General features: G+C 64.1%; 5 protein-coding genes. All 5 read left to right on the forward strand.

What is annotated here, in order from left to right:
* The 5 genes from CKW40_RS22595 to CKW40_RS22615 all read left to right on the forward strand — a co-directional run bounded on the left by CKW40_RS22595 (position 1) and on the right by CKW40_RS22615 (position 12634).
* The gene (locus CKW40_RS22595; RefSeq protein WP_095202078.1) at positions 1-6054 is read left to right on the forward strand and encodes a translocation/assembly module TamB domain-containing protein; all 6054 of its coding nucleotides are present in this window, start codon (positions 1-3) and stop codon (positions 6052-6054) included.
* Between the two features lie 254 nt (positions 6055-6308).
* Positions 6309-7961 (forward strand): ABC transporter substrate-binding protein, encoded by a 1653-nt coding sequence (locus CKW40_RS22600; protein ID WP_095202079.1) that lies wholly within the window; start codon positions 6309-6311, stop codon positions 7959-7961.
* Positions 7962-8189: 228 nt separating this feature from the next.
* The gene (locus CKW40_RS22605) at positions 8190-9224 is read left to right on the forward strand and encodes an ABC transporter permease (RefSeq protein WP_095202080.1); all 1035 of its coding nucleotides are present in this window, start codon (positions 8190-8192) and stop codon (positions 9222-9224) included.
* A 12-nt stretch (positions 9225-9236) separates the two neighbouring features.
* On the forward strand, positions 9237-10394 hold the full coding sequence (locus tag CKW40_RS22610; protein ID WP_095202081.1) for an ABC transporter permease: 1158 nt from the start codon (positions 9237-9239) through the stop codon (positions 10392-10394).
* Positions 10395-10441: 47 nt separating this feature from the next.
* Positions 10442-12634, forward strand: a complete 2193-nt coding sequence (locus CKW40_RS22615; RefSeq protein ID WP_095202082.1) for a dipeptide ABC transporter ATP-binding protein — start codon at positions 10442-10444, stop codon at positions 12632-12634.
* Positions 12635-12648: the final 14 nt, after the last annotated feature.

A 12648-nucleotide genomic window follows, 5' to 3' on the forward strand; every position in this document is an offset into this window, starting at 1 on the left:
ATGAAGACGGTCCGGCGCATCCTTCGCATTGTTCTTTACACGCTGCTGATCGTCGTCGCGGGCGCGATCGGTGCGCTCGTCGTGCTGACCAAGACCGAGCGCGGCCGCGACAATCTCGCCGGCATCATTTCGCGGCTGGCCTCGAACGACGACCGCAAGGTCACCGTCAGCGGCATTGACGGCATCTGGTCGGGTGCGCTCAGCGTCGATCATGTCGTGGTGGAAGACCGCCAGGGCCCGTGGCTGGTGGCGCGCAAGGTGGCCGTCGACTGGTCGCCGCTTTCGCTTTTGTCGAAAAACTTCTCCGCCGACCGCATCGCGGCCGAGCGCATCGAACTGGCACGCCTGCCGGTGGCCGGCACGCAGCCGCCGGCGCCGAGTGGCACGACGACGCTGCCGGTTTCCATCGACGTCAGAGAGATCGACCTGCCGGAAATCGCCCTTGGCCAGCAACTGGCCGGCAGCGGCATCGCCGAACTCGCCGCCAAGGGAATGCTCAAGGCCGATGCCGCGCCGCTGGCGGTCGAGACGACACTCAACGTCACCCGCCATGACGGCAAGCAAGGCAATGTCGACGCCAAGATCCACTTTGCGCCGGCGGACAACAGGCTCGACCTCGACCTCAAGGCGTCGGAGCCGGCAGGCGGCATCATCGCCAATCTGCTCAAGCTGCCCAATACGCCGCCGGTCGACATAGCCGTCTCGGGCACCGGACCGCTTGCCAACTGGAACGGCATCGCCACATTCATGGTCGATGGCAAGATCGTCACGCAGCTGACGGGCCGTCATCAACTCACCGACAAGGGCAATCACGTCGAAGCCAAGGGCGACGGCGCGTTCGCGCCTTTCCTGCCGGAAAATCTGCGGCCGCTGTTTGCCGGCAAGACCAGCTTCGACGTCGCGGGCACCGCCACGACAGCTGGCGGCATCAGTGTCGACCGGGCCAGCATCGAAAGCGATGCCATACATGGCACTGCGACCGGCATCGCCGACCCGGCCGGCGCCAGCGACCTGTCGGTTGAAATTGCCGCCAAAGGCGCACCTGTGCCGATCACCGTGGGCAATGCAGCACAGCCGATCACGGTGGTTATCCGGAACATCACCGCCCGCGCCTTTGGCGACGGCAAGGCGCCGATCATCGACATCGGTGCCTCGCTGGTCTCGGTGGTGGCGGGCGGCACCCAGCTCAACGATCTGGCGGCGCAGATCCATTCCGACGGCTTCGATATCCAGAGCCGCGCCGGGCCGTTTGCCGTCAAGCTGACCGCGGGTGGCCTGAAGACCGACGTGGCGACGCTGGCGCCGCTGATCACCGGCAAGGTCGATGTCGATCTCGGTGGATCGCTGAGCAAGGACGCCATCACCATCGACCAGGGCACGCTGCGCTCCGATGCGCTGAACGCCTCGCTGACCATGACGGTGGCGCTTGCCGATCTGTCGATGCAGCTCAAGATGAATGCCGATGCGGTATCGACCGCTTTGCCACCGCAAATCAGTTCGGTGCTCGGCGAGCGGGTGAAGTTCTCGGCCGCCGCCACCCGCGATCCGCAGGGGGCATTTGCCGCCAATTCGATCTCGTTGACCTCCGGTTCGCTGAGCGCCAGCGGCACCGCCAGCGCGCAGGGCAGCGACATCCAGGCCGACATCAAGGGCACGCTGGGCGACGTTTCGGTGTTGTCGCCGATGGTCGGCGTGCCGGTTGCCGGCGGTGTCGATTTCGCCCTGTCGGCAAGCGGCCCACGCTCGGCTCCGGATTTCACCGTCTCAGCCGACAGCGACAGCCTGACGGCCTCGGGCCGGACGGTGAAGGCGATCAAGCTGACGGCGAGCGGCAAAGCCGACATAGCCAGCCCCTCGGCTGACGTTTCGCTGACCGGGACCGTCAACGACCAGCCGCTCGACGTCAAGGCGGCGCTGGTGACGAGCGAGGGCAAGCGCTCGATCAACGGTTTCCTTGTTTCGCTCGGCGATAACAAGGTTTCGGGCGACCTGGCGCTGGATGACAAGTTCTTGCCTCTCGGAACGCTGACGCTGGCGGCGCCGGCAATCGACCAGTTGGCGGCACTCGCCGGCCAGCAGGTGACGGGTGACATCAACGGCACCATCAACTTCGCCAAGGAGGGCGACGCGCCCTCCGTTGCCATCGATGCGAAGAGCACGTCGATCGCACGCGGCGAGGTGACGGCCAAGACGATCGCCGTCAACGCGCTGATCGCCAATTATCTCAAGGCGCCGGCGTTCTCCGGCACCATCAAAGCCGACAGCGTCACGTCGGGCGCCACCGAAATCAGCGGCATCGGCGTCGACCTGAAGCGCGACGGCGACTGGACCAATTTTACCGGCGGCGCGACGATAGCAGGCATTCCGGCGACCGCGGCAGGCCGGGTCAAGATCGCTCAGGGCACCACCAGTGTCGAGATCGCCTCGGGCGAAGCGACGGTGCGCGGCATCAAGGCGGCAATCGCTGAACCCTCGACTCTGACCATCGCCAATGGCACGACCAGCATCGAAAAACTGGCGCTCGATCTCGGTGGCGGCGGGGTGACGCTGTCGGGCAGCGCCGGCCAGACGCTCGATCTTGCCGCCCAATTCTCGGCGCTGCCGGCGGCGCTTGCCAATGATTTTGTGCCCGAGCTCGATGCCGTCGGTACGCTCGGCGGCACGGCGCAAGTGACCGGAACGCCGGCTGCTCCGGAGGTTCGGTTCGATGCGCAGCTTGCCGGCGCCGAAACCAGCCAGACCCGCCAGGCCGGGCTCGGGCCGCTCGCGGTCGATGCGGCCGGCGTTTATACCCTGGCCGGCGGCGTCGCCCTCGACCATGCGACGCTGACCGGCGACAAGATCTCCGGCACGGCCTCCGGTACCATCAATCCGAACGGCGCCAGCGATTTTGCGCTGGATCTCACCTCATCCGGCCCCAGCCTGCCGCTGACGGTCGGCAGTGCTGAGAGTCCGGTCAAGATCGAGGTCAAGTCCTTGTCGGCAAAGGTGGCGGGTGAGAGCACGCAGGCCCGCCTGGATGTCTCCGCGATCCTGCCTTCAGTGACCACCAGCCCGGCGAGAGTGGACGGGCTTGTCCTGGCACTGCACTCGGACGCATTCGATCTCAAAAACCGCGCCGGACCGGTTTCCGGCACGGTATCGGTGGACAAGGTCGGTCTCGACAATGCCGCCATCGCGCCGCTGATCGCCGGCAAGGTGACGGCCGCGCTGAACGCCCGGCTGACGCCGGACGGCGTCGCCATCGAAAGCGGCTCGCTCAAGAGCGATGCGCTCAACAGCCAGGTCGCCGGCCAGGTGTCGCTGCGCGACGGCGCCGTCGATCTCAAGCTGAGTGCGGATGCCCCATCATCGGCCTTGCCGGCGGCGGCGCGCGGTATGCTTGGCGAGCGCGCACAGATCAGCGCCACGCTGAAGCGCGACCCTAACGGCAGTATCAATGTCGATGGGCTGAAGCTGGTGTCGGGCGGACTGACCGCACAGGGGCAGGCGAGCCTTGCCGACAACAAGCTGGCCGCCGACTTCACCGGCGCCCTTACCGATGTCTCGCCGCTGTCGAAGGACGCCAAGGGCGCCATTGCCTTTGCGCTGAATGCCCAGGGGCCGGCCATGGCGCCTGATCTGTCGCTGACGATCAACAGCGATCGGCTGCTGGTGGCGGAGCGCGAGATCACCGGGCTGAAACTCATCGCCACCGGCAAGGCGGATGCCGCCAACCCGGCGGCGAATGTGCAGCTGACCGGCAATGTCGCGGGACAGGCCTTGCAAGGCAGCGCGGTGCTGGCGACGGCGAACGGCAAGAGCGCCATCAACGGCCTGCTGCTGTCGCTGGGCAAGAACCGGATTTCCGGCGATCTGGCGCTTGACGACAAATTCGTGCCGGAAGGCACCATTTCGCTCGACCTGCCCGATATCGGGCCGCTCGCCGCGCTGGCGTTGGAAAAGGCTGAAGGTGACGTGCGCGGCGCGATCGCCTTCACCAGGAATGGCACAGCGCCACAAGTCGCCATCAAGGCGGTCACCGCCTCGATCACGCGCGGCGACCTCCAGGCGAAGGCGGTTTCCATCGATGCGCTGATCGCCAACTATCTCGCCGCACCGGTGATCTCGGGCAAGATCCGCGCCGACACCGTCACGTCGAGCGGCACCGTGATCAGCGGTATCGATGTCGATCTGAAGCGCGACGGCGACTGGACCGGCTTTTCCGGCGGCGCCACGGTCAAGGGCATTCCGGCCAAGGCCGCAGGCCGCGTTAAGGTGGCCAATGGCATCACCACCATCGAGCTCGCTTCCGGCCAGGCGACGGTGCAGGGTATCAAGGCAGCCATCGCCCAGGCTTCGACGGTCAGCATCGCCAATGGCACGACGACGCTGGACCGGCTGGTGCTCAACCTCGGCGGCGGCACGGCGACGGTGACCGGCAAGGTCGGGCAGGCGCTCGACATCAATGCGACGCTGGCGAAAGTGCCGATGTCGCTTGCCAACAGTTTCTCGCCCGGGCTCGATGCCGCCGGTTCGATTTCCGGCACCGTCAAGGTGACCGGCGCGCCGGCGAGCCCTTCCGTTGCGTTCAATATTGACGCGGCGGGCGTGCAGACGTCGCAAACCCGCGGTGCCGGTGTCGGCGCGGTGAGCGTTTCCTCGTCCGGCACCTTTGCCGGCAACAAGCTGACCTTCAACGCCAATGTCGGCGATGGCGCGGGCCTCGGCCTCAAAGGCGGCGGCACGGTGACGACGGCGGGTACGCCGGCGCTGGTGCTCGACTTCAACGGCGCCGTGCCGTTCGGCATGCTCAGCCAGAAACTTGCCGCGCAGGGCCTGGCGCTGACGGGAACGGCCAATGTCAATGTCCAGGTGCGCGGTCCGGCGACATCGCCTGTGATCGGTGGCAGCGTCAGCACTTCCGGTGCGCGGCTGGTCGATGCGCGTTCGGGGCTGGCCGTCAATGATCTCACCGCTGATGTCTCGATCGGCGGCGGTGTCGCCAGGATCAACCGGCTGACCGGGACATTGTCGACCCGCGGCAGCCTGTCGGCCAGCGGTACGGTCGGCATCAACCCGGCGCAAGGTTTTCCGGCCGACCTGTCGATCAAGCTCACCGACGGGCGCTATACGGATGGACGCGTGGTGACCGCCAATCTCGGCGGCGACCTGACGATCAAGGGGCCGCTGACATCGGCCCCGGCGATTGCCGGCACCGTCAATCTCGCCAAGACCGTCATCACGGTTCCAGATAAATTGCCGGGCTCGCTCTCGGCGCTCGATGTCAAGCACAAGAACGCGCCCGCCACCGTCAGGGCGCAGGACAAGGCGCTGCGCCCGCCGACAACGTCAGCTAAGGGCGGTGGCAGCGGGCTCGTGCTCGACGTCACCGTCAACGCGCCGAACCAGATCTTCATCCAGGGCAGGGGCGTCGATGCCGAACTCGGCGGCTCGCTCAGGCTGACCGGCCCGGCCTCGTCGCCGCAGGCGGTCGGCACCTTCACCCTGCAGCGCGGGCGGCTGTCGATCCTCGGCAAGCGGCTGACCTTCACCGAGGGCACGGTCGGTTTCTCCGGCTCGCTGGTGCCCTACCTCAACCTGACGGCGACAACGACGACGACCAGCGCCACCGTCACCATCGTGGTGTCGGGCGAGGCGACCAATCCGAAATTCACCTTCTCCTCGGTGCCGGCATTGCCCGAGGACGAGGTGCTGGCGCAATTGATCTTCGGCCGGTCGATGTCGAACCTGTCGCCGCTGCAGATCGCACAACTGGCCGAAGCCGCCGCGCAGCTGGCCGGCGTTGGCGGATCGACCTCGCTGCTTGAAAACCTGCGCAGCGCCATCGGTGTCGACGATCTCGACGTGACCACGGACAGCCAGGGCGGCACGGCGGTCTCGGCCGGCAAATACCTGAACGACCGTACCTATGTGACCATCCAGAAGGGTGACAAGCCAGGTTCGGGCAAGGCGACCATCGACCTCAATGTCGGGCGCGGCGTCAAGTTGCGTGGCGAGGCGACGGACGCCGGCGAGGCCAAGGGCGGCATCTTCTACGAAAAGGAATATTGAGGGGCTGGCCCTCACCATGGCCGAGACTGGTGCTGTCGTAACTGGTGTAAATGTTTCAGTTTAATCGCCTAAAAGAGATTTAGGCGAAATCTGGGCGCACTAGCAAATTTGCGTCAAGACTGTCGTTATCACGCGAACCGCCCCCCTTCCAAAGTTGCACATTCGCTAACATGTTCCCATCCCACGCTGTCTTTGACATCATGGCCTGGATGCGGAATGTTAAAAGGCGGAAAGCCAACAATGGGAGTTAAGTCATGACGATCTACAAGAGTAATGGCGATCGCGTTCCGGATCACATCCTGGCCATGGCCGAAGAAGCCAAGGCAGGCAATGTGGACCGCCGCGAATTCCTGGCCATGGCCAGCGTCTTCGGCGCCTCGACGGCCATGGCCTACGGCCTGCTCGGCCTCGCCGATCCGACGCCGGCCAAGGCAGAGGACGTAAAGGGCAAGAAGGGCGGCACGCTGAAGGTCGCGCAATGGATCAAGGATCCGAAGGATCCGCGCAAGGCCGACTGGTCGGAAATCGCGGATGCCGAGCGCCAGGCGCTCGAGCCGCTGGTCAAGTACACCACCGAATACACGTTCCGCCCCTATCTCTTGGAAAGCTGGGACGTCAATGACGACGCCACGCAGTACACACTGCATGTGCGCAAGGGCGTGACGTGGTCGAACGGCGATCCCTTCACCGCCGATGACGTCATCTTCAACCTGAAGCGCTGGGCCGACAAGAAGGCCGAAGGCAATTCCATGCCCGGCCGTCTCGGCTCGCTGGTCAAGGACGACAAGCTCGACGAAAGCGCCGTGACCAAGCCGGACGATCACACGGTCGTGCTGAAGCTCACCAAGCCCGACATCGCGCTCATCCCGAACATGTGCGACTATCCCGGTCTCATCGTCCACAAGAGCTTCGATGAGAAGGGCGGCGATTTCAAATCCTGCCCGATCGGCACCGGACCGTTCGAACTCGTCTCCTACGATGTCGGCCAGAAGGTCGTCTACAAGCGCCGTGCCGACGACAAGTGGTGGGACGGCGAGGTGTTCCTCGACGGTATCGAGTTCATCGACTACGGCACCGATCCGGCCGCCATGGTCAGTGCCTTCGAAGCCGGCGAAGTGCACACCAACTTCGAGACCTCGGCCGACTATGTTTCGATCCTCGATGGCATGAACCTGGTGAAGTCGGAAGTGGTGACCGCGGCGACCATCGTCTGCCGCACCAACATCAAGAACAAGCCCTACGACAACCAGAAGGTGCGTCAGGCGCTGCAGCTCGGTGTCGACAACGCCGTCGTTCTCCAGCTTGGCTACGGCAATGCCGGCACTGTCGCCGAGAACCACCATGTCTGCGCCATTCATCCGGAATATTTCGAGCTGCCGAAGATCAAGCGCGATCCGGCCAAGGCGAAGGCACTGATGGCGGAAGCCGGCCAGGCCGACTTCGAGCACGAACTGATCACCGTCGACGAGGACTGGCACAAGAACACCGGCGACGCCATCGCCGCGCAGTTGCGCGACGCCGGCGTCAAGGTGAAGCGTACCGTGCTGCCGGGTTCGACGTTCTGGAACGACTGGACGAAGTATCCGCTGTCGATGACCAACTGGAACATGCGCCCGCTCGGCGTCCAGGTTCTGGCCATCGCCTACCGCACCGGTGAAGCCTGGAACGAGGCAGCCTGGTCGAATCCCGACTGGGATACCAAGCTCAATGCCGCGCTTTCGGTCGCCGATGCCGCCAAGCGCAAGGAGATGATGAAGGATATCGAGCAGATCCTGCAGGATTCCGGCATCATCATCCAGCCGTACTGGCGCAAGCTGTTCAGCCACTCGGTCAAGGCGGTGCAGAACTACAAGATGCACCCGACCTACGAGCACGACTACGGCAAGGTCTGGCTCGACCAGGCCTGATCCGGATCGAAGGGGGAAGGGGCGCTTGCCCCTTTCCCCTCGTTCTCTTGCAGCGATCTGAAGCCACGAGTGTGCACTGCAAAAAAATTGCGGACTCCCCGGATAAGGTCATGCAATAAATCAGGCGCTGATTGCATCCGAGGGCCTGTCTGACAGCCAGCCCGCCGGCAACGGTGGACAAGGCTTTGGAGCCGGCTCAAACCCCAACCCCGTCGGCAGGGGGCCGCCATGCTTTCTTTCATTATCAGGCGTCTCGGCACCATGGCATTGACGATGCTGTGCCTGACGATGATCGTCTTCTTCCTGATCAACCTCGAGCCCAATCTGAAGAAGCTGGCGATCAGCCAGACCGAAATGCACACATCGGCCGAGCAGCTCGAGAGCTGGCTGGTCGAGCATGGCTACCGGCAGAATTTCTTCATCCGTTACGGCCAGTGGCTCGGCGTCCTGCCCAAGCAACCGGTGACCGATCCGGCGACCGGCAAGCCGGCGCAGCGCTTCACCTTCTGCAACGATCCGGTCGTGCCGACTTTCGCCGGCGTCCTGCAAGGCGATTTCGGCTGCTCGACCAAATTCAAGGCGACGGTGGCCTCCAAGCTGTTTCCGGCACTTGGCGCGACCGGCATCCTGATGTTCTGCGTGCTGGCGGTCATGGTTCCAATCTCGCTCCTGATCGGCATCCTGGCCGGCATGCGCGAGGGTTCGCGAACCGACCGGGTGCTGTCCGTCGCCTCCATCGCCTCGACGGCGACGCCTGAATATGTGTCGGGCGTCATCTTCACCGTCATCTTCGCCTCATGGCTCGGCTGGCTGAACGGGTCGGCGGCGTCCGCCAGCCAAGGCATCACCTTCTACAACTTCACGCTGCCGGTGATGACGCTGGCGATCTACGGCATCGGCTATATTGCGCGCATGACGCGCGCCTCGATGGTCGAGGTCATGACGCAGCAATATATCCGCACCGCCCGCTTGAAGGGCCTCTCCTTCGGCAGTGTGGTGGTCAAGCATGCGCTGCGCAACGCGCTGATCGCGCCTTTCACTGTCATCATGCTGCAGTTCCCCTGGCTGCTCACCGGTGTCGTCATCGTCGAGGTGATGTTCCGCTACCAGGGCTTCGGCTACACGCTGGTCGAAGCTGCCGGCAATAACGACATCGACCTTTTGCTCGGCTGCTCGCTGGTCTCGGTGTTCATCGTCTTGATTACGCAGCTCATTTCCGATGTCGGCTACGCGTTTCTCAATCCGCGTATCAGGGTTCAGTAGGGGACGAAGCGGATGCAGGTCCAATATATCGGCGCCTTTACCATCATCCTCGAAGTGCTTTCGCGCTTCTGGCCGGTGTGGATCGCGCTCGTCATCGTCATGGGGGCGAGCTTCGCCTACAAGAAGAAGCTCGCGCTCTACGGCCAATTGTTCGACAGCGGCGTCGGCATCGTCGGCGTCGGCATCTGCCTGTTCTGGCTGTTCACGGCGATCTTCGCATCGACCATCTCGCCTTTCGATCCGCTGGCGCAGGTGCCCGTCATGAAGGACACGCTGCCCGGCGCCATCGAGCCGCAATCGGGGTTGGTCTATCTCTTCGGCGGCGACAAGCTGGCGCGCGACGTGTTCTCGCGCATGGTCTATGGCAGCCAGATCGTGCTGATCATCGCGCCTGCCGCGACCGGCTTCGCGCTGATGGTCGGCATCACCCTCGGCCTGCCGGCCGGCTATTACGGCGGCAAGATCGACACCGTGCTGTCGTTCCTGGCCAATCTGGTGCTGGCCTTCCCGGTTATCCTGTTGTTCTACCTCCTGGTGACGCCCGGGATCATGGACACGCCGATCCCCTATGCGCTGGCCGGCGTCTTCTTCCTGTTTCCGATCATCTTCTTCTGCGTGCTGTTCTGGACGCGCTTCAAGAACCGGCCGGACCGGATCTACATCCTGCTCGGCCTGACCCTGATCATTGGCGGCTGGATCTACCTCGGCCTTGTCTTCGACAGAGACCCACTGCACATCGTCCACATCGACCCCAACCAGTTGAACATCTTCGTGGCGGTGGTGTTCGCCTCCAGTCCCGGCGTGTTCCGCATCGTGCGCGGCCTGGTGATGGACATCAAGACGCGCGACTATGTGGCGGCGGCGCAGACGCGCGGTGAATCGCCCTGGTACATCATGCTGTGGGAGATCCTGCCCAATGCGCGCGGACCGCTGATCGTCGATGCCTGCCTGCGCATCGGCTACACGACGATCCTGCTCGGCACGCTCGGTTATTTCGGCCTCGGCCTGGCGCCGGAAAGCCCCGACTGGGGTACGGCGATCAAGGACGCCAGCCGGCTGCTGCGCTCCTTCATCCATCCGGCGCTGCCGCCGACGATCGCGCTGATGTCGTTCGTGCTGGGGCTTAACCTGTTGGCCGACTCGTTGCGTGAGCAATCGATGAAAGATTGATTGACGGGCTTCGGCCCGCATCTGGTAAGATTGGATTGGAGCGACCCATGAACGAGGCAGTTCGAAATCCCGCGGCACCGATCATCGAGATCGAAAACCTGTCGATCTCCTTCTTCACCCGTAAGGGCGAGATACCGGCGGTCATGGATTTTTCCTGCACGGTCATGCCGGGCGAAGCGATGGGCATTGTCGGGGAATCCGGCTGCGGCAAGTCGACCGTGTCGCTCGGCATCATGCGCGACCTCTCCAACATCGGGAAGATCGTCGGCGGCAAGATCAAGTTCCAGGGCAAGGACATGGGCGAGCTCTCAGACGAGGAGCTGCGCGCCATCCGCGGCAACAAGATCGCCATGATCTACCAGGAGCCGATGGCCAGCCTCAATCCGGCGATGAAGGTCGGCCAGCAGCTGATGGAAGTGCCGCTGATCCACGACAAGGTGTCGAAGGAAGAGGCCTACAAACGCGCCCTCGACATGGTGCGCTCGGTCAAGCTTCCCGACCCCGAGCGCATGATGCGCTCCTACCCGCACCAGCTCTCGGGCGGCCAGCAGCAGCGCATCGTCATCGCCATGGCGCTGCTGTCGAAGCCGGCGCTGCTTTTGCTCGACGAGCCGACGACGGCGCTCGACGTGACGGTGGAGGCGGGCATCGTCGAGCTGGTCAAGGGGCTGGGCGAAAAGTTCGGCACCTCGATGATCTTCGTGTCGCACAATCTCGGCCTTATCCTGGAAACCTGCGACCGGATCACCGTGATGTATTCGGGTGAGGCGGTGGAGACCGGCAAGATCAAGGATGTCTTCGACCGGATGCGCCATCCCTATACGCAAGGGCTGTTCCGTTCGATCCCGCTGCCGGGCGCCGACAAGAACTCGCGGCCGCTGATTGCCATACCCGGGCAATTGCCGCTGCCGCATGAGCGGCCGAAGGGCTGCAATTTCGGCCCGCGCTGCCACCATTTCGTCGAGGGCGTCTGCAACGCCGCCGAAATCCCGATGATCGAGGTCGCCGGCCACGAGGGCCATTTCTCGCGCTGCGTGCGCTTCAACGAGATCGACTGGGAAGCGCTGCCGCCCGGCGCCAAGAAGGTCAATGAGCGCGTCGTGCCCGGCGCGCCGGTGCTCAAGATCGAGGATCTGAGGAAATACTACAAGGTCGGCGGCAGCGAGGTGTTCGGCTCGAGCGAAGGTCGTGTCGTCAAGGCCAACGAGACCATTTCGTTCATGGCGCGCGAATCCGAGACCGTCGCCATCGTCGGCGAGTCCGGCTGCGGAAAGTCGACGCTGGCCAAGGTGCTGCTTGGACTGGAGACGGCAAGTGCCGGCACGGTGACTTTGGGCAACAAGGAAATCCAGTCGACCGGCATCGAGAGCCGCAGCGTCGAAACTGTGTCGTCGATCCAGATGGTGTTCCAGAACCCGTTCGACACGCTCAACCCCAGCCATTCGGTCGGCTCGCAGATCATCCGCACGCTGGAGAAGTTCAATGTCGGCAAGACGGTCGCCGACCGGCGCAAGCGCATGCTGGAACTGCTCGACCTGGTGAAGCTGCCGCGTGCCTTCGAGACGCGCAAGCCGCGCCAGCTCTCGGGCGGCCAGAAGCAGCGCATCGGCGTGGCACGCGCCTTTGCCGGTGATGCCAAGGTGGTGGTGGCCGACGAGCCGGTCTCGGCGCTCGACGTGTCGGTGCAGGCGGCGGTGACCGAACTGTTGATGGATATCCAGCGCAAGAACAAGACGACGATGCTGTTCATCAGCCACGATCTGTCGGTCGTGCGCTACATCGCCGACCGCGTCGTCGTCATGTATCTCGGTTACATCGTCGAGCAAGGCACGACCGACCAGATCTTCGCGCCGCCCTATCACCCCTATACCGAGGCGCTGCTGTCGGCGATCCCGATCGCCGACACCAGCGTGGTCAAACGGCATATCGTGCTGGAGGGCGATATCCCATCGGCGATGAATCCGCCGTCCGGCTGCCCGTTCCAGACCCGCTGCGGCTACAAGAAGCTGGTGCCGGACAATCTGTGCGAGACCAAGGTGCCGCCGGTCAAACATCTCGGCGACGGCCATATGAGCCTGTGCTGGCTGGCCGACGACGTGCTGGCGAAGATGGAACCGGTGATCAAGTTCGACAAGGAGCATGCCGCGCATGAGGGCGTGCCGGAAGATGCGCCGCATGTCACCGATGCAGGCCCGACGGCCGCCGCGCCCAAGCGCCCGCGTGGCAAGAAGCCGAGCTGACCGATCGGGGTTAG

It is taken from the genome of Mesorhizobium carmichaelinearum (assembly GCF_900199455.1).
In the GTDB taxonomy this organism is placed as follows: Bacteria; Pseudomonadota; Alphaproteobacteria; order Rhizobiales; family Rhizobiaceae; genus Mesorhizobium; species Mesorhizobium carmichaelinearum.